The organism is Kineosporia corallincola (genome assembly GCF_018499875.1).
In the GTDB taxonomy this organism is placed as follows: domain Bacteria; phylum Actinomycetota; class Actinomycetes; order Actinomycetales; family Kineosporiaceae; genus Kineosporia; species Kineosporia corallincola.
On the sequence record NZ_JAHBAY010000004.1, the window covers coordinates 355,396 to 379,334 of the forward strand.

20 protein-coding genes are annotated in these 23,939 nt (G+C 72.2%); 13 read left to right on the forward strand and 7 right to left on the reverse strand.

Annotated elements, in window-relative coordinates:
* Positions 1-8 precede the first annotated feature (8 nt).
* From KIH74_RS11865 to KIH74_RS11885, 5 genes are all read right to left on the reverse strand, one after another.
* A complete protein-coding gene (locus tag KIH74_RS11865) occupies positions 9-1,223 on the reverse strand; it encodes a cytochrome P450 (RefSeq protein ID WP_214155922.1) in 1,215 nt (404 codons plus the stop codon).
* Positions 1,223-3,313, reverse strand: coding sequence for a catalase (locus KIH74_RS11870; RefSeq protein WP_214155923.1), 2,091 nt, complete (start codon positions 3,311-3,313; stop codon positions 1,223-1,225). The genes KIH74_RS11865 and KIH74_RS11870 overlap by 1 nt, the downstream gene beginning before the upstream one ends.
* A gap of 45 nt (positions 3,314-3,358) precedes the next feature.
* Complete coding sequence (locus tag KIH74_RS11875) at positions 3,359-4,543, reverse strand: zinc-dependent alcohol dehydrogenase (protein ID WP_214155924.1); 1,185 nt, start codon at positions 4,541-4,543, stop codon at positions 3,359-3,361.
* Positions 4,544-4,710: 167 nt separating this feature from the next.
* Positions 4,711-5,724 (reverse strand): NAD-dependent epimerase/dehydratase family protein, encoded by a 1,014-nt coding sequence (locus KIH74_RS11880; RefSeq protein WP_214155925.1) that lies wholly within the window; start codon positions 5,722-5,724, stop codon positions 4,711-4,713.
* A gap of 106 nt (positions 5,725-5,830) precedes the next feature.
* Positions 5,831-7,288: an aldehyde dehydrogenase family protein gene (locus KIH74_RS11885; RefSeq protein ID WP_214155926.1), complete on the reverse strand. Its 1,458-nt coding sequence runs from the start codon at positions 7,286-7,288 to the stop codon at positions 5,831-5,833.
* 131 nt (positions 7,289-7,419) lie between these two features.
* Here KIH74_RS11885 and KIH74_RS11890 point away from each other — a divergent pair, with 131 nt between their 5' ends.
* From KIH74_RS11890 to KIH74_RS38545, 9 genes are read left to right on the forward strand one after another with little or no spacing between them, the layout of a single operon-like run.
* Positions 7,420-9,063 (forward strand): carbamoyltransferase family protein, encoded by a 1,644-nt coding sequence (locus tag KIH74_RS11890; RefSeq protein ID WP_214155927.1) that lies wholly within the window; start codon positions 7,420-7,422, stop codon positions 9,061-9,063.
* Positions 9,060-10,694, forward strand: a complete 1,635-nt coding sequence (locus tag KIH74_RS11895) for an HAD-IIIA family hydrolase (RefSeq protein WP_214155928.1) — start codon at positions 9,060-9,062, stop codon at positions 10,692-10,694. Before KIH74_RS11890 ends, KIH74_RS11895 begins: the two co-directional genes overlap by 4 nt.
* A complete protein-coding gene (locus KIH74_RS11900) occupies positions 10,691-11,794 on the forward strand; it encodes a glycosyltransferase family 9 protein (protein ID WP_214155929.1) in 1,104 nt (367 codons plus the stop codon). Before KIH74_RS11895 ends, KIH74_RS11900 begins: the two co-directional genes overlap by 4 nt.
* Positions 11,772-12,695 carry a glycosyltransferase gene (locus KIH74_RS11905; RefSeq protein WP_214155930.1) on the forward strand — a complete coding sequence of 308 codons (924 nt, stop codon included), beginning with the start codon at positions 11,772-11,774 and terminating at the stop codon, positions 12,693-12,695. The genes KIH74_RS11900 and KIH74_RS11905 overlap by 23 nt, the downstream gene beginning before the upstream one ends.
* Positions 12,692-13,933, forward strand: coding sequence for a glycosyltransferase (locus KIH74_RS11910; protein ID WP_214155931.1), 1,242 nt, complete (start codon positions 12,692-12,694; stop codon positions 13,931-13,933). The genes KIH74_RS11905 and KIH74_RS11910 overlap by 4 nt, the downstream gene beginning before the upstream one ends.
* A gap of 59 nt (positions 13,934-13,992) precedes the next feature.
* Positions 13,993-14,574 carry a D-sedoheptulose-7-phosphate isomerase gene (locus tag KIH74_RS11915; RefSeq protein WP_372492049.1) on the forward strand — a complete coding sequence of 194 codons (582 nt, stop codon included), beginning with the start codon at positions 13,993-13,995 and terminating at the stop codon, positions 14,572-14,574.
* Positions 14,571-15,974 (forward strand): PfkB family carbohydrate kinase, encoded by a 1,404-nt coding sequence (locus KIH74_RS11920; protein WP_214155933.1) that lies wholly within the window; start codon positions 14,571-14,573, stop codon positions 15,972-15,974. The genes KIH74_RS11915 and KIH74_RS11920 overlap by 4 nt, the downstream gene beginning before the upstream one ends.
* Entirely contained in the window at positions 15,971-16,672 is a 702-nt protein-coding gene (locus KIH74_RS11925; RefSeq protein WP_214155934.1) for an SDR family oxidoreductase, read from the forward strand. The genes KIH74_RS11920 and KIH74_RS11925 overlap by 4 nt, the downstream gene beginning before the upstream one ends.
* On the forward strand, positions 16,669-17,679 hold the full coding sequence (locus KIH74_RS38545; protein ID WP_214155935.1) for a glycosyltransferase family 9 protein: 1,011 nt from the start codon (positions 16,669-16,671) through the stop codon (positions 17,677-17,679). Before KIH74_RS11925 ends, KIH74_RS38545 begins: the two co-directional genes overlap by 4 nt.
* Here the strand turns inward: KIH74_RS38545 and KIH74_RS11935 are convergent.
* The gene (locus KIH74_RS11935; RefSeq protein WP_214155936.1) at positions 17,663-18,661 is read right to left on the reverse strand and encodes a UDP-glucuronic acid decarboxylase family protein; all 999 of its coding nucleotides are present in this window, start codon (positions 18,659-18,661) and stop codon (positions 17,663-17,665) included. The two genes, KIH74_RS38545 and KIH74_RS11935, sit on opposite strands and share 17 nt — an antisense overlap.
* Positions 18,662-18,874: 213 nt before the next feature.
* Here KIH74_RS11935 and ctaD point away from each other — a divergent pair, with 213 nt between their 5' ends.
* The 4 genes from ctaD to manD all read left to right on the forward strand — a co-directional run bounded on the left by ctaD (position 18,875) and on the right by manD (position 22,974).
* Complete coding sequence (ctaD, locus tag KIH74_RS11940; protein WP_214155937.1) at positions 18,875-20,638, forward strand: aa3-type cytochrome oxidase subunit I; 1,764 nt, start codon at positions 18,875-18,877, stop codon at positions 20,636-20,638.
* 30 nt (positions 20,639-20,668) lie between these two features.
* Complete coding sequence (locus KIH74_RS11945) at positions 20,669-21,196, forward strand: hypothetical protein (RefSeq protein WP_214155938.1); 528 nt, start codon at positions 20,669-20,671, stop codon at positions 21,194-21,196.
* Entirely contained in the window at positions 21,196-21,678 is a 483-nt protein-coding gene (locus KIH74_RS11950) for a DUF421 domain-containing protein (protein ID WP_246572271.1), read from the forward strand. The genes KIH74_RS11945 and KIH74_RS11950 overlap by 1 nt, the downstream gene beginning before the upstream one ends.
* 63 nt (positions 21,679-21,741) lie before the next feature.
* Positions 21,742-22,974, forward strand: a complete 1,233-nt coding sequence (gene manD / locus KIH74_RS11955) for a D-mannonate dehydratase ManD (protein WP_214155940.1) — start codon at positions 21,742-21,744, stop codon at positions 22,972-22,974.
* 12 nt (positions 22,975-22,986) lie between these two features.
* Here the strand turns inward: manD and phoU are convergent, their stop codons facing one another.
* The gene (gene phoU / locus KIH74_RS11960) at positions 22,987-23,694 is read right to left on the reverse strand and encodes a phosphate signaling complex protein PhoU (protein ID WP_214155941.1); all 708 of its coding nucleotides are present in this window, start codon (positions 23,692-23,694) and stop codon (positions 22,987-22,989) included.
* Positions 23,695-23,939 lie beyond the last annotated feature (245 nt).

The following is a 23,939-nucleotide window of genomic DNA, read 5'->3' on the forward strand; positions in this document are numbered from 1 at the left end:
CTCTCCTGTCAGGAAAAACTGGTGACGACGAAACCGCTCGCCACCCGTGCCGGGATCCGGTCGGCCCGGATGTGCAGGTTCTGCGGCGGCACCCGGTAGTGCGAGGCGGCCAGCCGCATGCTGAGCGCCTCCAGCACGCCGACCACGATGCGCTCGCCCGGGCAGCGGTGCCCGGTCTCCGGGTCGCCCGCCCCCTGCGGTACGAGATCCCATTCTCCGGGCGGGTTCTCGACGAACCGCTCGGGCCGGAAGTCGTACGGCCGGGGGAACACCCTCTCGTCGTGGTTCTGCCCGTACAGATCAGGCAGCACCATGCTGCCGCCGGGGATCGGGGTGCCGGCCCAGCCGGTGTCGCGCGCGGCCCGGCCACCGATGAACGGGGCGAACGGGTAGTAGCGGCGCACCTCGTGCTGGAAGGCGGTGGCGAAGGCGGTGTCCCCGGCGGCCAGCCGTTCCCGGTGCTGCGGCCAGAAGTGCAGGGCGTGCGCGGCGTAGGTGACGAACCAGCAGATCGCCACCGTGGGCCGCAGCACGTTGAGCACCTCGACCGCGGCGACCCGCTCCGGCAGCAGTACGCCGTCCCGGTCGCGGTGCCGCGCGATCACCTCCAGCGCCGTGCCCTCCCGGGCCGCCAGGGTGCCGGCGCGCACCTCACGCACGATGCCGGACAGCCATCGCTCCCGGCGATAGCGGGCCGCCCGGGCCCGCCAGTGCCGGGGACCCGCCGTGGCGAAACCGTCGACCATCGCGACCAGATCGTCGCGCAGGCGGTCGATCTCGCCCTCGTCCGGATCGAGCCCGGCCCAGCCGGACACCGCCCGGGTGAGTACCCGGGCGCTCGCGTCGAACAGCACCACGCGCTCACGCCCGGCCCAGGCCGGCCGCTCGGCCTCCCACGACCGCATCACCGCCGCGGTCAGCCCGGCCACCGACTCCGGCGGCATGAGCAGGTGGGTGAACACGGCCTTGCGGTGCCGGTGCTCCTCGCCGTCCAGGGTGTGCACCGCGCCGTGACCGAACAGGGTGGAGAGAATTGGCTCGGGCATCGCCCCGGAACGCCGGATGTTGTTCTCGTCGTAGAAGAACCGCAGGGCGTCCGATCCCTCGACGCCGGTGAAACGCAGCCCGGCCAGCCGGCCCCGGGTCGCCGCACCGCTCTCCTTCGAGCGACGGTGCGGCAACCAGAGGTAGCCCTCGCGCAGCAGGGCGGGGAGCGCGTCCATCAGGCCGGTGCCACCGCGTCGGCCATCACCACGTCGGCGCGTTCCCACACCCGGTGCAGGCCGAGGGCGGTGACCAACTCGGCGGTGAAGGTCTTGTCGGCGGAATCGGCGTGCAGCACACCCGGGCCGTTTTCCGGGACGCCCGCACCGGTGAGCACCTCGATCCCGTCGCCCCAGGCCCCGACGGCCTTGCAGTGCCGGTACATCTCCTGGAGCAGGATCACCGTCTTGATGTCCGGCGCGTGCCCGGTGCCGTCGGCCACCAGCACCGCGTCGAACTCGACCGAGCGGGCGGTGAGCACGGTGCGCTGCACCACCTCCCGGGACCGGCCCGAGCCGATGAACCCACCGGCCGGCGCGATCACCAGCAGCTCGGCGCCCAGCTTGGTCAGGGCCTTGCGCAGCGTGCGCAGGCCGGACAGGTCGGAGCCGGAGTCGGCGATCACGCCCACCTTGCGGCCGGCGATCGGGCCCGGCACCTCCACCACCTGCGACAGGGCGGGAGACAGTTGCACCTCGCCGACCTGCGGAATGCCCTTCGGCACGGGCAGTCCCAGGCCCTGGGCGACCACCGCGGCCAGCCCGGTGTCGACGTGGGCCAGCACGGCGAGCTCGCGTTCCTTGATCGCCTGCTCGTAGCACTTGCCCAGCTCGAAGGTGAAGGCCTCGGCCACGTGCGCCTGCTCGACCGGGGTCAGGCTGCGGTAGAACATCGCCGGCTGGGTGAAGTGGTCCTCGAACGACACCGGGTCGGCCCGCTCCACGTTGCCCTCGACCCGGCGCGGCGTCGGGGTGTAGCCGTTCTCCGGATCGGTCGCGGGCAGCCCGTCGTCCAGTGAATTGGGCTGGTACGGAGCGACTCCGGTGTGCACGGCGGTCTGGTGCATGCCGTCGCGCAGCATGTCGTTGACCGGGCAGTGCGGCCGGTTGACCGGCAGCTGGGTGAAGTTCGGCCCGCCCAGCCGGGTGAGCTGGGTGTCGAGGTAGGAGAACAACCGTGCCTGCATCAGCGGGTCGTTCGTCACCTCGATGCCCGGCACCAGGTTGCCGGTGTGGAAGGCGACCTGCTCGGTCTCGGCGAAGTAGTTGGTCGGGTTACGGTTCAGCGTGAGCCGGCCGAGCGGCTGCACCGGGGCGAGTTCCTCGGGCACGATCTTGGTCGGGTCGAGAAGGTCGATGCCCGCGAAGGTCTCGGTGCTGTCGTCGGGCATCACCTGCACGCCCAGTTCCCACTCCGGAAAGGCGCCGGCCTCGATCGCGTCGGCCAGGTCGCGGCGGTGGAAGTCGGGATCCACCCCGGCCGCGATCTGCGCCTCCTCCCAGACCAGCGAGTGCACCCCGGCCACCGGCTTCCAGTGGAACTTCACCAGCGAGCTGTTCCCCGCGGCGTCCACCAGCCGGAAGGTGTGCACCCCGAAACCCTCCATCGTGCGGTACGAGCGCGGGATGCCCCGGTCGCTCATGTTCCAGAACACGTGGTGGGTGGCCTCGGTGTGCAGCGACACGAAGTCCCAGAAGGTGTCGTGCGCCGACTGGGCCTGCGGGATCTCCCGGTCCGGGTGCGGTTTGCCGGCGTGGATGACGTCGGGGAACTTGATCCCGTCCTGGATGAAGAACACCGGCATGTTGTTGCCGACCAGGTCGAAATTGCCCTCGTCGGTGTAGAACTTGGTGGCGAAGCCCCGGGTGTCGCGCACCGTGTCGGCTGAGCCGCGCGAGCCCAGCACGGTGGAGAATCGCACGAAAACCTCGGTCTCCCGGCCCTTCTCGGCCAGGAAGCGGGCCCGGGTGATCTTCGTGCCGTACGACCGGAACACCCCGTGCGCGGCGGCACCACGGGCGTGCACCACCCGCTCCGGAATGCGCTCGTGGTCGAAATGCGTGATCTTCTCGCGCAGATGGAAGTCTTCCATCAGCGTGGGACCGCGCCGCCCGGCCTTCAGCGAGTGGTCGGTGTCGGGCAGGCGCAGCCCCTGGGCGGTCGTCAGCACATCACCCGACTGGGCCCGGGAATCGGCCGAGCCGGACTCCGCCCCGGTGGGGCTGACCTCGTCCGGGGCACTCTGGTCGGGCTTGCGGCGAGTGGGCATTCGGATCTCCTCGGGTTGAAGAAGGTTGAAGAAGGGTGAAGAGGGTCAGGGCTGGAAGACGACCTTGACCATGCCGTCCTGCTTCTTCTGGAACTCGGCGTAGGCCTCCGGGGCCTGCGACAACGGCAGCGTGTGCGTGGCGAAACCCTCCACGCCGAACGGGTCGCCGTCTTCCAGCAGCGGCAGGATCTCGGGCACCCAGCGCCACACGTTGGCCTGGCCCATCCGCAGCTGGATCTGCTTGTCGAACATGGTCATCATCGGCAGCGGGTCGGCCATCCCGCCGTACACGCCGCTGAGCGACACCGTGCCGCCGCGGCGCACCAGGTCGATGGCCAGGTGCAGGGCGTGCAGCTTGTCCACGCCGGAGGTCTGCATGAGCCGGCGGGCGATCGGGCCGGGCAAGAAGCCGGTGGCCCGGTGGGCCAGCCCGGCACCGGGCGAGCCGTGCGCCTCCATGCCGACCGCGTCGATCACCGAGTCCGGCCCGCGGCCGTCGGTCAGGTCGCGGATCAGCTCGGTCAGGTCGTCTTCGTGCCGGCTCAGGTCAATGGTGTGCACACCGTGCGCGGCGGCGCGCTCCAGCCGCTCCGGCACCAGGTCCACGCCGATCACCTGGCGGATGCCCTGGTGCATCGCGACTCTCGTGGCCATGTCGCCGATCGGGCCCAGGCCGAGCACCACCAGCGTGCCGTCTTTCGGGGCGTTCGCGTAGCGCACGCCCTGCCAGGCGGTGGGCAGCACGTCGGACAGGAACAGGAAACGCGCGTCGGGCGGGCCGTCCGGCACCTTGATCGGCAGCGTGTCGCCGAACGGCACACGCAGGTACTCGGCCTGGCCGCCGGGCACCTGGCCGTACAGCTTGGTGTAGCCGAACAGCGAGGCGCCCATGCCCTGTTCGCGCACCTGCGTGGTCTCGCACTGCGACTGGAGTCCCTGGGAGCACATGAAGCAGGTGCCGCAGGAGATGTTGAACGGCACCACCACCCGGTCGCCCACCCGCAGGTTCCTCACCTCGGGGCCGACCTCCTCGACGACGCCCATCGGCTCGTGCCCGAGGATGTCGCCCGGGTCGAGGAAGGGCCCGAGGGGCTGGTACAGGTGCAGGTCGGATCCGCACAGGCCGCTGGAGGTCACCCGCACGATCACGTCGGTCGGGTCCTTCAGCACCGGGTCGGGTACGTCGAGGACCTGGATGTCTCGTTCGCCCTGCCATGTGACAGCTCGCATCGCTGGTCTCCGTTCCGTGGTTCAGATCGGAATCCGCGGTTTGTTTCACGGAAATGCTCATACGGCACCGAAATCCCTGTCGGGCTGAGCTACTACGTGACTCTTCCAGATCGTGCAGGCCTCGCCACTTCAGCGCGACAAGGCAGGTGACGACGTGGTGCAACGGGTCAGCGCGACACGTTCGTGCGACCGGGGTGCAGGGGCGGGAACCGCGGGTCACCGTCGCGGGCCCGCATCGACGCGAGCAGCTCGCCCAACGCGTCGAGGCTGGAATGCTCCGGTTCCCAGCCCAGTTCGCGCAGTCTGCGGGTGGACATCAGGGGCACCGAGGCGGCCAGGTCGATCCACCCGGGCTCGGTGGGCTGTAGCCGCAGCCGCCAGGTGGCGGCGGCCAGGGCCCGCAGCACGCCGAGCGGCAGCCGGGCCGTGCGTCGTCCACCAAGACTCCGGGCCAGGTCGGACGGGTGCAACGGCGGATCGGCGGCGACGTTGAAGGCCCCACCGGCCCGGGCGTTCAGCAGGGTGCTGATCGCGCCGGCCACGTCGTCGGCGTGCACCGCCTGGAACACCAGCTCGGCGGGCAGCGGTACGACCGGCGGGCGCACCCGGCCGATCAGCCCGGTGGGCACCAGCGGCCCGAGGAAGAGCCGGGCGATCTCACCGGCGGCCGCCGCCTGGAACACCAGGCCGGGACGCACCCGGGTGAGCACGGTCTGCGGATGGTCGACCTCGAACCGGTCGAGCAGCCGCTCCACCGCCGCCTTGTGCCGGGCGTAGACCGACGCCCCCACTCCGTCTGTGGGCCAGTCCTCCTCCACCGTGCGGTCTTTCGGACCGGGAGAGTAGGCCCCGACGCTCGACACCACGAGCAGGTGCGGCACCTGCGCGGCAGCCGCGGCGGTGAGCACATGGTCGGCGCCGATCACGTTGGTCAGCCGTAACCGCGCCTCGTCGTGCGCGGGCAGCAGCTTCCAGGCCAGGTGCACCACCGCGTCGGCGCCGGTGAACGTCTCGCTGAGCCGCTCGCGGCAGGCCGGGTCGGACAGATCGAGCTCGGCCCACGGCGGGTCGCCCGCGGGACGGCGGCGGGAGACCCCGACCACCTCGTGCCCGAGCGTGCGCAGGCGCCGCAGCAGGGCCGACCCCAGGTTCCCGCTGGCGCCGGTGACGACGATCCTCATGACCCGCTCCCCGCTCCGACGGCGTCCGGCCGGTGGGTTCGACCGGATGCCGCGACGGCCTCCATCCTCGCCCGGACCGCCGGGGGCGGCGACTCGCGACGTCGCGTCACGGCGCGGCCTCGATGTGCACCGCCTTGAGCGCGGTGAACTCACCGAGCAGGGCCGGGCCGAAACCCGGCCCGTGGCCGCTGCCGCGGCGCGGGTCGGCCGAACCGCCGGGAGCGCCGCCGAACACCGCGTTCACCTTCACCGTGCCCGCGTCGATCTCGGCGGCGGCGCGCAGGGCATGCGCGGTGGACGGCGTCAGCACGGTCGCGGCCAGGCCGTAGTCGGTGTCGTCGGCCGCCTTCAGGGCCTCGTCGAAGTCCGGCACGGTCATGATCGCGGCCACCGGCCCGAACGTCTCCTCGCGCATCACCGCCAGGTCGGGACGGCAGCCGGTGAGCACCGTCGGCGGGTAGAAGCAGCCCGGCCGGTCGAGTCGCCGGCCGCCGGTCAGGCAGGTCGCGCCGGCCGCCACCGCCTCGTCCACGTGCCGCGCCACCACGGCCAGCTGACGTTCGTCGACCAGCGGCCCGAGGTCGGTGCCGCTCGCGCCGGGATCGCCCGTCACCATCGCCTCGGCGATCCGCACCAGCTCGGCGGTGACCGCCTCGGCCACGTCGCGGTGCAGGTAGACGCGCTCCACCGAGGTACACAGCTGGCCGGTGTTGGTGAACGCGCCGATCGCGATCTGCTCGGCCGCCCAGCGCGGGTCCACGCCGCTGTCCACCACGATCGGGTCCTTGCCGCCGTTCTCCAGCAGCACCCGGCCGCCGCGCCCGCCCACCACCCGGGCGATGTCGCGCCCGGTGGCGGTGCTGCCGATGTGGGCCACCACCGCCACCCGCGGGTCGGCCACCAGTGCGGCGCCCACCTCGCCGTCACCGGCCAGCACGTTCAGCACCCCCGCGGGAAGCCGCGCGGCGATCAGCGAGGCCAGGGCCCAGCCCGCCGCGGGGCTGCGTTCCGACGGCTTGTGCACCACCGTGTTGCCGGTCACCAGGGCGGCGGCCAGCAGCCCGGCCGCTGCCGGGTAGGGGTCGTTCCAGGGGGTGAGGACGGCGACCGGACCGCGCGGCTCACGGCGCACGGCATCGACCGCCAGCGGGTTCCCGGCCAGGGAGCGGCCGGCCTCCAGCACCCCGGTGACGGCTGCCTCGTCGAGCAGGTCCGCGGCCACCGCGGCCGAGTCGGTGGCCTGGCCGAGCAACCGGCCGGTGTCACGCGACAGGATGCGGCCCAGCTCGCCGGTGTGCGCCCGGACCGTCGCGGCCGCCTCACGCAGGGCCGCGGCCCGCTCGGAGGCGGGAGTGTGGCGCCATCGCGGAAAAGCCTGTGCGGCCGACGTGACGGCGGAATCCACGTCGCCGGGGGAGGACGCCCGGAGATCACCGCGTTTCGAGCCGGTGACGGCGTCGGTCAGCGGTAGATCTTTTCCGCCGCCCGGCCGGGATTCTCCCGCGATCCACTGGAGAATCTGCGAACCGCTGAAAAGTCCTGCCGATGGCAGAAGTTCATGCACGGAAAGATCATTCTGCTTGGTCATTCCCATATCTCACGACGCTACCCGGGTCCGGAAATACCGGCGAGTGAGGATGTAAAAGGGGCCGGGAAGAGATGCGGCTCCCGAAAGTGCGTGAGAAGTTGCCGATCATGCGAGTCATCGGGGTGAACGCGATATTTCATGATCCCTCAGCGGCTCTGGTGATCGACGGGCAGACCGTCGCCGCCGCCGAGGAGGAACGCTTCAGCCGTCGCAAGCACGGCAAGCGCCCGGTTCCCTTCTCCGCCTGGGAACTGCCCGAACTGAGCCTGCGCTGGTGCCTGGCCGAGGCCGGGCTGAAACCTTCCGACATCGACGTGGTGGCCTACTCGTTCGACCCGGCCCTCGCCGAGCCCGTCGCCGGCGACCCCTGGGACCACCTGCGTCTCACCTATGCCGAACGGGCCCCGCACTTCCTCGCCAGTGCCCTGCCCGGCCTGGATCCGGAGCAGGTGCGCTTCGTGCCGCACCACGTGGCGCACGCCGCCTCGGCCGGACTGGCCTCACCGCACGGTGACTGCTCGGTGCTGGTGCTCGACGGGCGCGGCGAACGCGCCTCGCACCTGGCCGGGCGCTACCGCAACGGCCACCTGGACACCCTCGCCGCACAGGCGCTGCCGCACTCCCTCGGCCTGGTCTACGAATCACTGACCGAACACCTCGGATTCCTGCGCTCCAGCGACGAGTTCAAGGTGATGGCCCTCGCCTCCTACGGAAAACCGCGCTGGCTGGAAGAAATGCGCGAGCTGATCCGCGCCGACGGCGAGGGCGGCTTCGTCGCGCCCACCCTGGACTGGAACCGCTGGGCGCCGCCGCGCGTGGACGACGGCAGCTGGGGCGGCGAGCACGCCGACCTGGCCGCCAGCGTGCAGGCCCGGCTGGAGGAGGTGCTGGTCGACCTGGCCACCTGGCTGCACGCACAGACCGGCGACCGGGTGCTCACGATGGCCGGCGGCACCGCGCTGAACTGCGTCGCCAACAGCCGGATCTGGCGGGAGAGCCCGTTCGAGGAGGTCTGGGTGCAGCCCGCCGCCGGCGACGCCGGCACCTCGCTGGGCGCGGCCCTCCAGGTCAGCGCCGACGGCGGCGAGGTGCCCGCGCCGATGCCCACGGCCGCCCTCGGCCGGTCGTGGACGGACGACGAACTGGCGGCCTGGTTGCGCCGCGCCGCCGTGCCCTTCACCACCCCGCCCGACCTGGCCGGCGAGGTGGCCGACGTGCTGGCACGCAACGGCGTCATCGCCTGGTTCGACGGTCGCAGCGAGTACGGCCCGCGGGCCCTGGGCCGGCGCTCGCTGATCGCCAACCCCACCGTCGCCGACAACCTGGAACGGCTCAACGACGTGAAGGGGCGTGAGCAGTTCCGCCCGGTCGCCCCGATGGTGCTCGCCGACCGCGCCCCGGAGATCTTCTCCGGCGGCCCGATCCCCAGTCCGTACATGCTTTTCGTCCACGACGTGGCACCGGCCTGGCGCGACCGGATCCCGGCCGTGGTGCACGTCGACGGCACCGCCCGGATCCAGACGGTGGACGACGCGACGAATCCCGGCATCGCCGGCCTGCTCCGGGCGTTCGAGCGGCGCACCGGGGTGCCGGTGGTGATCAACACCAGCCTGAACACGGCCGGCCGGCCGATGGTCGACGACCCCCGCGACGCCCTGGAGCTGTTCGGCTCGGCGCCGGTGGACCTGCTGGTGCTGGGGCCGCACCTGGTCCGGCGCTCGCAGATGACCGGGGCGGGGGCACCGGCATGACCGGCCCGCACGACTACGCCGTCGTGGTCCCGAGCATCGGCCGTCCCAGCCTGTACCGGCTGCTGGAGACCCTGGCCGGGCAGGCCGGCCCCCGCCCGGCCGAGCTGGTGGTGGTGGACGACCGGCCCGCACCGCCGGGGGCGAGTGCCGCGGCGTCCCCCATTGTTCTTGCCGCACTGCCCTTTCCGACGCGTGTCGTGCGCACGCAGGGACGCGGCCCGGCGGCCGCCCGCAACGCCGGATGGCGTTGTACCAGCGCGCCCTGGGTGGTGTTCCTCGACGACGACGTGGAACTGCTGCCGCACTGGGCGCAGGCACTGGCCGAGGACCTGCGGGCGGTTCCGGCCGACGGGGCGGGCAGCCAGGCCCAGTTGCACGTGCCGCTGCCGGGGCACCGCCGCCCGACCGACTGGGAACGGGGGACGGCGGGTCTCCAGGACGCCGCCTGGGCCACGGCCGACATGGCCTACCGCCGGTCCGCGCTGGAGCAGGTGCACGGTTTCGACGAGCGCTTCCCCCGGGCCTACCGGGAGGACGCCGACCTGGCCCTGCGGGTGCTGCGGGCCGGATGGCGGCTGACCCGGGGGGAACGCGTCACCCTGCATCCGGTGCGCCCGGCCGATGACCTGGTCAGCCTGCGGGCGCAGCGGGGCAACGCCGACGACGTGCTGATGCGGGTGCTGCACGGGCCGGGCTGGCGCGAGGACGGCGACGTGCCGACCGGTGCCTTCCCCCGGCACGTGGCCACCACGCTGGCCCTGGTGGGAGCCGGTGCGGCGGTGGCGGTGGGCAGGCCGCGGGAGGCGGCGCTGGCCGGGGCCGCCTGGGCGTTCCTGAGCACGGACTTCCTGCGCCGTCGTCTGCTGCCCGGCCCCCGGCCGGGCGATCCGGAGTTCGGCGCCGAGGCCCGGCGCATGCTGGTGACCAGCCTGGCCATTCCCCCGGCCGCCGTGGCCCACCGGCTGCGGGGGGCCTGGCGGGTGCGGCGTGGGGCGCCGGCCTGGCCCCCGCCGGTGCGCGCGGTGCTGTTCGACCGCGACGGCACGCTGGTACGTGACGTGCCCTACAACGGTGACCCGGACCGGGTGAAGCTGATGCCCTTCGCCCGCGAGGCCCTGGACGCGGTGCGGGCGGCCGGGCTGCGGACCGGGGTGGTGAGCAACCAGTCCGGCGTGGCGCGGGGGCTGCTGACCATCCGGCAGGTGGAGGACGTCAATGCGGAGATCGACCGCCGGCTGGGCGGACTGGGCGTCTGGCGCTACTGCCCGCACGGCCCGGAGAGCTCCGGTGCGGATTGTGCCTGCCGCAAGCCTGGCCCCGGGCTGGTACTGGCGGCCGCCCGGGAACTGGGTGTGGAGCCGTACGAGTGCCTGGTGGTCGGTGACATCGGTGCAGACCTGGGGGCCGCCGTGAGCGCCGGGGCCCGGGCGGTGCTGGTGCCGACGGCGCAGACCCGTCCGGAGGAGGTGGCCGCCGCACCGGTGGTCGCCGCGGATCTGCTGGAGGCCGTGGGGCTCGCCGTCCGCCTGGCCGGGGGAACCGGTGAACCTGCCCACCCCGCTCCTGGCCCTGCCCTGGACCCCGCCTCCGGGACGGGCCGCAGCCCGGCAGCCGGTGGGACGCGACGATGACCCGCACCCTGGCCGTCCGGCTGGACAGCGACGGGGACGTGCTGCTCACCGGCCCGGCCGTGCGGGCGCTGGCGGCCGCGTCCGACCGTCTCGACCTCCTGGTGTCGCCCGCGGGCCGGGCGGCGGCCGGACTGCTGCCCGGCGTGGACCGGCTGACGGTCTTCGACGTCCCCTGGTCCGGATTCCGGCCCGCAGCGGTGAATCCGGCCGCGATCAGTGCCCTGGTCGTCGACATGACCCACCAGAAGTACGATCTCGCGGTCGTCTTCACCTCGTTCCACCAGAGTCCGCTGCCGATGGCCCTGCTCGCCCGGATGGCCGGCGTGCCGCGGATCGTGGCCGACAGTGAGGACTACCCGGGGTCACTGCTCGACGTGCGGCACCGACGGCAGGAGGTGCACGAGGTCGAGGCCGCGCTCCAGCTGGCGACGGCGGCCGGGGCGCCGGCCACCGATGATTCCCGGCTGCGCGTCTCGATCCCGCCGGGCACCGGGAACCCGGCCGGCGGAAGTGGTTACGTGGTGCTGCACCCGGGGGCCTCGGTGCCGTCGCGAGGGCTGCTGCCGGCGCACGCCCACCGGATCGCGGCGGAACTCGTGGCGCGCGGGCACCGGGTGGTGATCACCGGCGGCCCGCAGGAGGTCGAGCTCGCCGCAGCGGCGTATGCTCCTGGATGTACCGATCTGGCGGGCCGCACCGATCTGGCGGAACTGGCCGCCGTGCTGCGCGCCGCGGCCTGCGTGGTCACCGGCAACACCGGCCCCGCGCACCTGGCGGCCGCCGTGGGAACCCCCGTGGTGTCACTGTTCTCGCCCGTCGTGCCGGCAGGCCGCTGGGCCCCCTACGGAGTACCGGTCGTGCTGCTCGGCGACCAGCAGGCTCCCTGTGCCGGCAGCCGCGCCCGTGAGTGCCCGGTTCCCGGCCATCCCTGCCTCAGCGGCGTCAGTGCGGCCGAGGTGGCCCGAGCAGTAGAACGTTTCGCCGGACCGATCGAGAACACGGTCTCCGCCGGTGACAGTGACTCTGTCATGGAGACCGATGCCGAACATACTGATCTGGCACGTCCACGGTTCGTGGATGACGTCGTTCGTCCAGGGTGACCACACCTATCTGATTCCCGTCCTGCCCGGCCGGGGCCCCGACGGCCGGGGCCGCGCCCGCACCTGGGACTGGCCCCCGAACGCCCGCGAGGTGACGCCGGCCGAACTCGCCGGCCTGCCGATCGACCTGGTCGTGCTGCAACGCCCGCACGAACTGAAACTCACCCGGGAGTGGACCGGAAGACGACCGGGGACAGACGTTCCCGCCGTGTACGTCGAGCACAACACCCCGTCCGGCCCGGCCGTGTCGTCGATGCACCCGCTGGCCGGGCACGACGACGTCCCGCTGGTGCACGTCACCCGGTTCAACGAGATGGCCTGGGACAACGGTCTCGCCCCGACCCGGGTGGTGGAGCACGGCATCGTGGATCCGGGGTACCTGTACACCGGGGACGACGCGTCGGTGGCCGTGGTCGTCAACGAGCCGGTACGCCGCGCCCGGGTGGCCGGCACCGACCTGGTCGCCCGGGTCGCGGCCGAGGTGCCGGTGGACGTGTACGGCATGGGCGTGGAACAGTTGCCCGATCACATTCCGGACGTCAAAGGCCGTGTGCACGAAGATGTTCCGCAGGCCGAGCTGCACCGGATGCTCGGGAGGCACCGGCTGTACCTGCACCCCTACCGGTGGACCAGCCTGGGCCTGTCACTGATCGAGGCGATGACCCTCGGCATGCCGGTGCTGGCTCTGGCCACCACCGAGGCCCCGGTGGCCGTACCGCCCGGTGCCGGGGTGGTCAGCAACGACCTGAGGGTGCTCACCGCCACCGCCCGGCGCTGGCTGGCGGATCCCCAGGAAGCCCGCGAGATCGGGCTGACAGCAAGGCAGTACGCGCTCAGTCGCTACGGGTTGGACCGCAGCCTCGCCGACTGGGACGCGATCGTGAAGGAGATGCTCCGATGAGGATCGGCATGATTTCCGAGCACGCCAGCCCTCTGGCCGCGCTCGGCGGGCAGGACGCCGGTGGGCAGAACGTCTACGTCGCCTCCCTGGCCCGGGCCCTGGCGGCACGTGGCCACGAGGTCGCCGTGTACACCCGGCGTGACGACCCTTACCTGCCCGACGTCGTCGAGATGGTTCCGGGCGTCACCGTGGTGCATGTGCCGGCCGGCCCGGCCCGGGTGCTGCCGAAGGACGAGATGCTGCGCTGGATGCCGGACTTCGGCCGGTGGCTGGCCGAGACCTGGCTGCTCGGCGCGGCCGGGCGGCCGGACGTGCTGCACGCCAACTTCTGGATGTCCGGCGTCGCCGCGCTGACCGCGAACCAGCTCGTGCCCGGGCGGCGGATCCCGCTGGTGCAGACCTTCCACGCCCTGGGCTCGGTGAAGCGCCGGTTCCAGGGGGCACGTGACACCAGCCCGGCCCGGCGGATCGCGGTGGAGCGGATGCTGGCCGAGACCGCCGACCTGGTGCTGGCCACCTGCTCGGACGAGGTGGCCGAGCTGCACCGGGCCGGGGCGGCCCGGTGTCACGTGCGGGTCGTGCCGTGCGGGGTGGACGTGGAGCGGTTCGCGCCGGAAGGCAGCACGCACACGCCGGTTCCGAGCAGCCCTGGTGTGCTGAACCTGGTCTGCGTGGGAAGGCTGGTGCCGCGCAAGGGGATAGACACCGTGGTGGACGCCCTGCCGCGGGTGCCGGGTGCCCGGCTGGTGGTGGTCGGCGGGCCGGAAGCCTCCGGCCTGCACCACGATCCAGAGGCACGACGTCTGCTCGACCGGGCCCGGCGGCACGGGGTGGCCGACCGGGTGGAGCTCACCGGCGCCGTCGGGCAGGACCGTCTGCCCGGACTGCTGCGCCGGGCGGACGTCGTGGTGGCCACGCCCTGGTACGAGCCGTTCGGCATCGTTCCGCTGGAGGCGATGGCCGTCGGGCGTCCCCTGGTCGGCAGCGCGGTGGGCGGGCTGCTCGACACCGTGAAAGACGGTGAGACCGGCATTCTCGTGCCGCCCCGCGATCCGGGTGCCCTGGCGGCGGCACTGCGCCGGCTGGCCGGTGACGAAGAACTGCGCGCCCGGATGGGGCGGGCGGCGCGCCGCCGGGCCGAGCGGCACTACGGCTGGAGCCGGGTGGCCGAACAGGTGGAGGAGGCCTACCGGAGCGTGGCCGCCCACGACCGGGTGCCCGCCCTGGAGGCGCTGTGACCGCCGGCCTGCGGGTGGTCCCCGCCCCGCCGGCCCCGCCGCAGCAGCCGGTCACCTGGATCGACCGGCACCTGGAAGACCTTGCCCCGGGCCTGGTCTCGCTGCGCCGGCAGGGCCCGCTGCTGGACTCCTGGGGACGCCGCCTGGCCGGGGTGTTCGGGTCCGGTGGACGGCTGCTGGTGGCTGGGAACGGCGGAAGTGCCGCCGAGGCACAGCATCTCACCGCCGAGCTGGTGGGCCGGTTCGTGGGCGAGCGGCGCCCGCTGTCGGCCCTCTGCCTGAGTGCCGAGACCTCCAGCCTGACCGCGCTGGTCAACGACTACGGCATCGGCGAGATGTTCGCCCGGCAGGTGCAGGCCCACGGCCGTACGGGTGACGTGCTGATGCTGCTCTCCACCAGTGGCCGCAGCCCGAACCTGCTCGCCGCCGCCGAACGTGCCGCGCAGCAGGGCATCTCGGTCTGGGCGCTGACCGGCCCGGACGGCAGCCCGCTGGCGGCGGCGGCCGACGAGGCCGTCTGCGTGGATTCGGACAGCACGTCCGCCGTGCAGGAGGTGCACCTGATGGCGGTGCACGCGATCTGTGCCGCGCTGGACGCCCAGCTGCGCGGTGCCGTGCCGGAGCGGGTGGGCTCCCGATGACGCGCCACGTCGTCGTGCTCGGTGATCTGCTGCTCGACCGTGACGTGCACGGAAGCGTCACCCGGATCGCCCCGGACGCCCCGGTGCCGGTGCTCGACGCCTCGCGCACGGCCGAACGCCCGGGTGGCGCCGGGCTGACGGCCCTGCTGTGCGTGGGCGAGGGCGTGCGGGTCACCCTGGTGGCGCCGGTCGCCGACGACCACGACGGACGACGTCTGCGCGACCTCCTCGCGCCCCATGTCCGCCTGCTGGCCCTCGGGCACGAAGGGGGGACACGCACCAGGACCCGGTTGCGGGCCTCCGGGCAGTGCCTGCTGCGACTGGACGAGGGCGGTCCGGGCACGCCGGTGCCGGACTCCGTGGACCGGGTGGACGAGGTGCTGGAGTCCGCCGACGTGGTGCTGGTCTCGGACTACGGCGCCGGTGTCACCCGGCATCCGGAACTGCGCGAGCTGCTCGTCCGCGCCGCCGCCCGGCGGCCGGTGCTCTGGGACCCGCACCCGCGCGGCGGCGACCCGGTGCCGGGGTGCCTGCTGGTGACGCCGAATCTGGCCGAGGCCGAGGGTGCGCTGAGAGCGGCGGGGGAGCCGGCCGGGACCGGGGTGACGCCCGACGTGCTGGCCACCCGGTTGCGGGAGCGGTGGCGGGTGCGGGGTGTGTGCGTCACGGCCGGGGAGGCGGGGGCCCACCTGTCACGGACCGGCAGCGAGACGCTGTACGTGCCGGCCCGGCCGGCCGCCGGGGATCCGTGCGGTGCCGGGGACCGGTTCGCCGCCTCGGTGGCGGTGGGACTGGCCGGTGGCCGGGTGCTGTCCGAAGCGGTGACCGCCGCGGTGGGGGACGCGTCGGCCTGGGTGGAGGCTGGTGGCACAGCCGGTTTCGCCGTCGGGTCCACGCCGGCGCGTGAGGCCGGCGCCACCGGCCGTGGCCCGGGCCTGGAGGCGAAGCTCGCCGCGACCCGCGCCGCGGGCGGCCGGGTCGTCGCCACCGGAGGCTGTTTCGATCTCCTGCACGTGGGCCATCTCTCCTGCCTGCGGGCCGCCCGCCGGGCCGGGGACCTGCTGGTCGTGCTGCTGAACTCGGACGCCTCGGTGTCCAGACTGAAAGGCCCGGGCCGGCCGGTGGTTCCGCAGAACGAGCGGGCCGAGGTGCTGAGGTCCCTGGAATGCGTCGACGACGTGGTCATTTTCGACGAGGACGACCCGGGGGCGGCGCTGGAACGGCTCCGCCCGGACGTCTGGGTGAAGGGTGGCGACTACGGCGGCGCCCCGATGCCCGAGGCCGGCCTGGTACGGAGCTGGGGCGGGCGGGTGCTGTTGCTGCCCTACCTGAGTGGCCGCTCCACCACCGCCATGCTGGATCGCGCGGAGCGCGACCACGAACTGGAGGAGATCCGATGAGCATTCAGAACCGTCCGGTGGGAACCGTCTTCGTCAGCGGCGGGGCCGGTGGCCTGGGAGCGGCGGTGGTCGCGGCTGTGCGGGAGGCCGGCGGCACGCCCGCCGTCATCGACCTGGTCGCCCCGAAGGACGACGTGGTGGCACACGCCGTGGCCGATCTGTCCGACACCACCGAGGCGGAGAACGCGGTGGCCGCGCTGATCGGGAAGGTGGGCCCGCCCGACGCAGTGGTCACCTGTGCCGGCACCGACGCCTGCGGCCCGCTCGACGGCGTCGACAGCCAGACCTGGGAACGGGTGGTGCGGGTGAACTTGTTCGGCACCGTCGCCCTGGTGCGGGCCTGCCTGCCCCACCTCAAGCAGAACCACGGCACCGTGGTCACGGTCGCCTCCACCCTCGGCATCAAGGCCGTCGGCGACGCGACCGCCTACTGCGCATCGAAATTCGGCGTCGTCGGCTTCACCCGGTCGCTGGCCGCCGAGCTGGCCGGGCAGGTCGGCGTGACCCTGCTGATCCCGGGCGGCATGAGCACGGCCTTCTTCGACGGTCGCACGGAGCAGTACCGGCCGGGCCCCGACGCCGTCCTCAATGACCCGGCACACACCGCCCAGGCCGTGCTCACCGTGCTGTCGCAACCACCCGGCAGCGAGATCCGGGAACTGGTGGTGGCCACGTCCACCGAGCCGTCCTGGCCGTGACCACCGGGAATGTGCTCATCCTGCGGGCTCTCGGGCTGGGTGACGCCCTCACCGGTGTCCCCGCCCTGAGGGGCCTGCGGCGGCGGTACCCGGATGCGCGGCTGACGTTGCTGGCGCCGTCCACCATCGGGTCGTGGTTGCGGGAACTCGGGCTGGTGGACGCCGTGGTGGACGCCCGGGGCCCGCACCGTCCGGTGCGGGTGGACGGGCGTCCCACGGTTGCCGTGAACCTGCACGGCAGCGGTCCCGAGAGTCACCGGTTACTCATGTCCTCGGAGCCGGACCGGCTGGTCGCCTTCGCCACCCCGGAGTTCCCGGACGGGCCGGCCTGGGACCACGGCCCGGAGCACGAGGTGGATCGCTGGTGCCGTCTGGTGCGTGCGGACGGCGGTGGCTGCGACCGCTCCGACCTGTTCCTGAACCCGAGGGCGGTGATGCATCTCGGCGGTTCGCGCGGCACCCTGGGCATCGAGACCTGGTGTCTCGGCGAGCATGTCGTGATTCATCCGGGCGCGGCCTCGGGCAGCAGGCGCTGGCCCGCGCGGCGGTGGGCGGCGGTCGCGCGGCATCTGGCGCGGGCCGGGGCGCGGGTGGTGCTGACCGGATCGGTGGACGAGAAGCCGCTCTGCCACGAGATCGCGACGCTGTCCGGGGCGAGCTCACCGGCCGGAACCGGGCCGACCGACCTGGCCGGCCGTTCCACCCTGCCCGAGCTGGCCGCCCTGATCGCCTCGGCCCGCCTGCTGATCTGTGGCGACACCGGCGTCGCCCATGTCGCCACGGCCGTCGGCACGCCCTCGGTGCTGCTGTTCGGCCCGACCTCGCCCCGGCTCTGGGGCCCGGCCCTGCGCCCCGGCCTGCACCAGGTGCTGTGGCACGGCTCGGACGAGGCCCCCGGCGACCCGCACGGCACCCGGCCCGACCCGGCCCTGCTCGCCGTCCAGCCGCCCGAGGTGGTCGCCGCAGCCCTGCCCCGGCTGGCGGGGACGGTCACCGCACCACGGTGAGTTCCGGCCCGGCCGGCGCCGCGAGCGCGTCGCGGAACCAGGCCACCGTGCGGGCCAGGCCGTCCTCCCAGCTCACCCGCGGTTCCCAGCCCAGCCGTTCGCGGGCCAGGGCGGTGTCGGGACGGCGCACCTGGGGGTCGTCCACCGGACGGTCGACGAAGCGCACGGTGGAGGAACTGCCGCAGGCGCGGATCACGTCCTCGGCGATCCGGGCCACGGTCATCTCGTGCGGGTTGCCGATGTTCACCGGGCCGGGCTCCCCGCTCAGGGCCAGGGCCAGGATGCCGCGCACCAGATCGTCCACGTAGCAGACCGACCGGGTCTGGAGCCCGTCACCGGTCACCGTGATCGGCTCACCGGCCAGGGCCTGCCGGACGAAGGTCGGGACGGCCCGGCCGTCGTCCGGGCGCATCCGCGGGCCGAAGGTGTTGAAGATGCGCACGATCGCCGTGTCCACCCCACGGGCGGTGCGGTAGGCCGTGGTCATCGCCTCGGCGTAGCGCTTGGCCTCGTCGTACACCCCGCGCGGCCCGACCGGGTTGACGTGGCCCCAGTAGCTCTCCGGCTGCGGGTGCACCTGCGGGTCGCCGTACACCTCGGAGGTGGAGGCCAGCAGGAACCGGGCCTGCTTCTCGCGGGCCAGGCCGAGGGCGTGCCAGGTGCCGATGGAGCCCACGTTCAGCGTCTCCACGGGGAACCTCAGGTAGTCCACCGGGGAGGCCGGAGAGGCGAGGTGGAGCACCAGGTCGACCGGGCCGGAGACATGCACGAAATCCGTGACGTCGTAGCGCAGGCAGCGGAATCCGGGCTCGCTGAGCAGGTGTTCGACGTTGCGGGGCGTGCCGGTGAGGAAGTTGTCGAGGCACAGCACCTCCACGCCCTCCTCGAGCAGTTTCCCGCAGAGGTGGCTGCCGAGGAACCCGGCGCCCCCGGTGACGACGGCCCGGCGCACGTGAGCGGCCCGGTTCCGGATGAGCGGCATACAGATCTCCCGTGGTACCTGGGCGGTTCCGTGGTTCGACCCCGGCCCCAGCGTGCGGTCCACTCTGCCCCGGCCGCGACGAGCCCGCCGGTCGAGGTGTGGCTGCCCTTGGCGAAGGCCGGTGAAACGGGCAGACTGGTGCGGCACGGTGGTGGAACCCGGCGGTAGACAGAACCCGGCACGGACCCAGACCTGGCACCGGGAGGCTCACGGATGACGCTTCTGTCCGATCCGGCGGCTGCACGTGTCCGCGCGGTGCCCAGCCGCAAGGGCCGCACCCTCACCCGGTGGATCACCAGCACCGACCACAAGGTGATCGGAAATCTCTACCTGATCGCCTCTTTCGGGTTCTTTCTGCTGGCCGGCCTGATGGCGGTGCTGATCCGGCTGGAACTGTTCTCGCCCGGCGTGCAGATCGTCAGCAGCAAGGAGCAGTACAACCAGCTGTTCACCATGCATGGCACGGCGATGCTGCTGATGTTCGCCACGCCGCTGTTCGCCGGCTTCGCCAACGCGATCATGCCTTTGCAGATCGGCGCGCCCGACGTCGCCTTCCCGCGGCTGAACATGCTGTCGTTCTGGCTGTTCCTGTTCGGCAGCCTGATCGCGGTGTCCGGGTTCCTCACCCCGCAGGGCGCGGCGTCGTTCGGCTGGTTCGCCTACGCCCCGCTGTCCAACTCGGTGTACACCCCAGGGCTCGGCGGCGACCTGTGGGTGTTCGGCCTGGCGATGAGCGGTTTCGGCACCATCCTCGGTGCCGTCAACTTCATCACCACGATCATCTGCCTGCGGGCGCCCGGCATGACCATGTTCCGGATGCCGATCTTCACCTGGAACACGCTGATCACCAGCATGCTGGTGATCATGGCGTTCCCGCCGCTGGCCGCCGCGCTGCTGGCGCTGGGCGCCGACCGCCGGTTCGGGGCGCAGGTGTTCGAGCCGGAGAACGGCGGGGCGCTGTTGTGGCAGCACCTGTTCTGGTTCTTCGGTCACCCCGAGGTGTACATCATCGCGCTGCCGTTCTTCGGTATCGTCAGCGAGATCCTGCCGGTGTTCAGCCGAAAGCCGATCTTCGGTTACAAGACGCTGGTGTTCGCCACCATCGCGATCGCCGCACTGTCGATGTCGGTGTGGGCGCACCACATGTACGTCACCGGGCAGGTGGCCCTGCCGTTCTTCGCGTTCACCACCATGCTGATCGCCGTGCCCACCGGGGTGAAGTTCTTCAACTGGATCGGCACCATGTGGGGCGGCTCGATCACCTTCGAGACGCCGATGGTGTGGTCGCTGGGGTTTCTGGTCACCTTCCTGTTCGGTGGCCTGACCGGTGTCGTCCTGTCCGCGCCGCCGCTCGACTTCCAGCTGTCCGACAGCTATTTCGTGGTGGCGCACTTCCACTACGTGGTGTTCGGCACGGTGGTGTTCGCGATGTTCGGCGGTTTCTACTTCTGGTGGCCGAAACTCACCGGGCGCATGCTCGACGAGACGCTCGGCAAGGTGCACTTCTGGCTGACCTTCATCGGTTTCCACACCACCTTCCTGATCCAGCACTGGCTGGGGGTGCAGGGCATGCCCCGGCGTTACGCCGACTACCTGCCCGAAGACGGGTTCGAGCTGCAAAACCGGATCTCCACGGTGGGCTCGCTGGTGCTGGCCGTCTCGCTGGTGCCGTTCCTGGTCAACATCTACCGCACCGCCCGCAAGCCCTACGAGCAGCTGCCCGACGACCCGTGGGGCTACGCCGCCTCGCTGGAGTGGGCCACCGGCAGTCCGCCGCCCCGGCACAACTTCCGGCTTCTGCCCCGGATCCGTTCCGAGCGACCGGCATTCGACCTGCACCACCCCGAGGTGGCGGCCCGTGACCGGCCCGACGACTCAGCGGGCCCGTCCGACCACTCGCAGCTGCACGAGCGCGGTCCCGGCCTGAACCCGGAGCACCCGCAGGAGGGTGCGGGCAACCGCGGCGTCGAGCGGTGATCGCCCACCGGATGCGCTAACGTCGGCCGGGTGCCGGAACAACGTGACAGCACCTCGACCCTGGCGGATCTGCGCACGGTGCAAGACAATCGGCGTGGCCGGGTGATCCGCCGCACCACCGTCGCCGTCCTCACTGTGTTCGTCCTCGTCGGTGCGGGCGGGCTGCTGGGGGTGCGATCCGGCACCACCGCGTCGTCCATGAACGGATACACCCTGTCGGTGACCCACGCCCGCATCTCCCGCGCCGGGCTGGACACCCCGTGGCGCGTGACCGTGCGCCACCCGGGCGGTTTCGCCGGCCCGGTCACCCTGGCCACCGACATCACCTACTTCGCCATGTTCGAGTCCCAGGGCTTCACCCCGGAACCGGACTCCGAGACCACCGGCGGGCGCTATCTGTACCAGGACTTCGCCGCGCCACCGGGAGACACCCTGACCGTCGAGTTCGACGCCTACGTGCAGCCTTCCGCGCAGCACGGCGAGAAGGCCGAGACCGTGCTGATCGTCGGGGGTCAGGAGATCACCCGGGTCGGTTACCGCACCAGGCTGGTGCCGTGATGGAGATCGTCGTGCGGGCCGCCGTGGTCTGGCTCTTCCTCTGGGTCATCACCCGCGCCGTGGGCCGGGCCACGCTGGGCGAGCTGAGCACCTTCCAGCTCATCCTGTTCGTGACGATGGGAGACATGGTTCAGCAGGGGGTGACCCAGCAGGACTACTCGGTCACCGGGGCCCTGCTGGCGGTCTCCACCTTCGCCGTGATCACGGTCGCCGTCTCGTACGCCAACCAGCGCTGGCGCCCGCTGCTGCCGATCACCCACGGCGTGCCGATCATCGTCGTGCGCAACGGCCAGCCCGATCTGAAAGCCCTGAACGGCGAACGGATGTCGGTGAACGATCTGTTCGCCGCCGCCCGCGAGCAGGGCATCCGGCGGATCGCGGACGTCGAGCTGGCCGTGCTGGAGGCCAACGGCAAGGTCTCGTTCTTCACCGAGAGCGACGACGGCAGCAGCGGGGCGCCGGATCCGCCGGAGGCCGGCTGACCCTTGTCATCCGCACGACGCCGTGCCTAGCGTGCTGCCGCAGCCACTCGAGGAGGAGTCACCGTGCAGCTGGTCAAGGCCGATGTCGTCGTCACCAGTCCCGACCGCAACTTCGTCACGCTCCGGCTGGAGACCGACGACGGGCTGGTGGGTCTGGGGGACGGCACGCTGAACGGCCGGGAGCTGGCCGTGGTGGCCTACCTGACCGAGCACGTGGTGCCGCTGCTGATCGGGCGGGACGCGAGCCGGATCGAAGACACCTGGCAGTTCCTCTACCGCAGCGCCTACTGGCGGCGGGGGCCGGTGACCATGGCGGCGATCGCGGCCGTCGACATCGCGCTGTGGGACATCAAGGCGAAGGCCGCCGGGATGCCGTTGTACCAGTTGCTCGGCGGGGCATCGCGGACCGGCCTGCTGGCCTACGGGCACGCCTCGGGCAAGGAGCTGCCCGAGCTGTTCGACAGCATCCGGGCGCACCAGGAGCAGGGCTACCGGGCGATCCGGGTGCAGACCGGCGTCCCCGGCCTGAAGTCGATCTACGGCATCGCCTCCAACGCCACCTACCAGGAGGGCGTGCGCTACGACCACGAGCCGGCCCAGCGCGGTGACCTGCCGTCCGAGGAGGACTGGGACACCCGCTCCTACCTGCGGCACGTGCCGGGCGTGTTCGAGGCCGTGCGCAACGAGTTCGGCGCGGAGGTGCCGCTGCTGCACGACTCCCACCACCGGCTCACCCCGATCCAGGCCGCCCGGCTGGGGAGGTCACTGGAGCCGTACGACCTGTTCTGGCTGGAAGACGTGACGCCGGCGGAGAACCAGGAGGCGCTGCGGCTGGTGCGGCAGCACACCACCACGCCGCTGGCGATCGGCGAGATCTTCAACACCGTGTGGGACTACCAGCTGATCATCCGCGAGCAGCTGATCGACTACGTGCGCAGCGCCGTCACCCACACCGGGGGGATCACGCACCTGAAGAAGGTGCTGGACCACGCGAGCCAGTACCAGATCAAGTCCGGCATGCACGGCCCGACAGACATCTCGCCGGTGGGGCTGGCCGCGCAGCTGCATCTGGGACTGGCGATCCACAACTTCGGCATTCAGGAGTACATGCAGCACGGGGCGCGCACCAACGAGGTGTTCGAGCAGTCGTTCACGTTCCGCGAGGGGATGCTGCACCCGGGCGAGCAGCCGGGGCTGGGAGTGACGCTGAACCAGGAGGAGGCCGCGAAACACCCCTACCAGCGCGCCTATCTGCCGTTCAACCGGCTGGCGGACGGCACCGTGCACGACTGGTGAGACGCAGCGGGATCAGCGCGGGACGACGATCTTCTGCCGGGCCGGCCCGGCCACCTCGCGTGGGCGGGGCTCGGGCAGGCTGCCGGTCACGATGAACTGCACCTGGTGGGCGATGGTGACGGTGTGGTCGCCGTACCGCTCGTAGAACCGGGCGATCAGGGTGAGGTCGACGGCCGGTTCCACGCCGTGCTCCCAGTCCGGTTCGAGCAGGCTGGACAGCAGGGTGCGGTGCAGGTGGTCGAGCCGGTCGTCCACGCCGATCAGCTCGTTCACCAGGCCGATGTCGTGGCTCTCGAGCAGGGCGTGGGTGAGCGCGGCCAGGCGCACGGCCACCGATCCCATGTCCAGCACCAGGGCGCGGGAGTCGCCCGGGGCCACCGGGCGCGGGTAGCGCATGCGCACGAGTTTGGCCACGTGCCGGGCCAGGTCGCCCATCCGCTCCAGGTCGGCGCCCACCCGTAGGGCGGCCAGCAGCATGCGCAGGTCGGTGGCGACCGGGGCCCGCCGGGCGATGATGTGCAGCAGCCGTTCTTCCAGCTCGTGGTGCAGGGCGTCGATGGCCGGGTCGCCGTCAATGACCCGCTGGGCCAGGGCCACGTCGCAGGCGGCGAGCGAGGCGGTGGCGTCGCCGGCGGCCTCGCCGGCCAGCTCGCACATCCGCAGCAGAATCTCGTCGACCCGGTGCAGATCGGCCTCGAACGTGTGACGGATGCCCGGCATGGCATGAACTCCCCGTGTGTTTCCCGGCTGGTAACCGGTTTTCGGTCACAGCCCGGCCATCGGCTACCGCCGGTGCTGGCCGGTCGGCGCGCGATCGGGTCATTGTGGCAGATCCCCGGTTGACGGCATCCCGGAAACGCCTACAGCTGTCTCGAATGGCGTGCCCCGTGTCGCAGCGCGACTGTTGAGCTGTCGACGACCGGTAAACAGAGCCCGCGCCGCCGGATCACAACATGCTGGGGTGA

Coding starts and splice junctions, on each gene's coding strand:
- KIH74_RS11900 (WP_214155929.1), top strand. CDS start 10,691: ATGACCCGCACCCTGGCCGTCCGGCTGGACAGCGACGGGGACGTGCTG.
- KIH74_RS11920 (WP_214155933.1), top strand. CDS start 14,571: ATGACGCGCCACGTCGTCGTGCTCGGTGATCTGCTGCTCGACCGTGAC.
- KIH74_RS11950 (WP_246572271.1), top strand. CDS start 21,196: ATGGAGATCGTCGTGCGGGCCGCCGTGGTCTGGCTCTTCCTCTGGGTC.
- KIH74_RS11910 (WP_214155931.1), top strand. CDS start 12,692: ATGAGGATCGGCATGATTTCCGAGCACGCCAGCCCTCTGGCCGCGCTC.
- KIH74_RS11890 (WP_214155927.1), top strand. CDS start 7,420: ATGCGAGTCATCGGGGTGAACGCGATATTTCATGATCCCTCAGCGGCT.
- KIH74_RS11875 (WP_214155924.1), bottom strand. CDS start 4,543: ATGCGAGCTGTCACATGGCAGGGCGAACGAGACATCCAGGTCCTCGAC.
- ctaD (WP_214155937.1), top strand. CDS start 18,875: ATGACGCTTCTGTCCGATCCGGCGGCTGCACGTGTCCGCGCGGTGCCC.
- KIH74_RS11865 (WP_214155922.1), bottom strand. CDS start 1,223: ATGGACGCGCTCCCCGCCCTGCTGCGCGAGGGCTACCTCTGGTTGCCG.
- KIH74_RS11880 (WP_214155925.1), bottom strand. CDS start 5,724: ATGAGGATCGTCGTCACCGGCGCCAGCGGGAACCTGGGGTCGGCCCTG.
- KIH74_RS11935 (WP_214155936.1), bottom strand. CDS start 18,661: ATGCCGCTCATCCGGAACCGGGCCGCTCACGTGCGCCGGGCCGTCGTC.
- KIH74_RS11925 (WP_214155934.1), top strand. CDS start 15,971: ATGAGCATTCAGAACCGTCCGGTGGGAACCGTCTTCGTCAGCGGCGGG.
- KIH74_RS11870 (WP_214155923.1), bottom strand. CDS start 3,313: ATGCCCACTCGCCGCAAGCCCGACCAGAGTGCCCCGGACGAGGTCAGC.
- phoU (WP_214155941.1), bottom strand. CDS start 23,694: ATGCCGGGCATCCGTCACACGTTCGAGGCCGATCTGCACCGGGTCGAC.
- KIH74_RS11895 (WP_214155928.1), top strand. CDS start 9,060: ATGACCGGCCCGCACGACTACGCCGTCGTGGTCCCGAGCATCGGCCGT.
- KIH74_RS11905 (WP_214155930.1), top strand. CDS start 11,772: ATGACGTCGTTCGTCCAGGGTGACCACACCTATCTGATTCCCGTCCTG.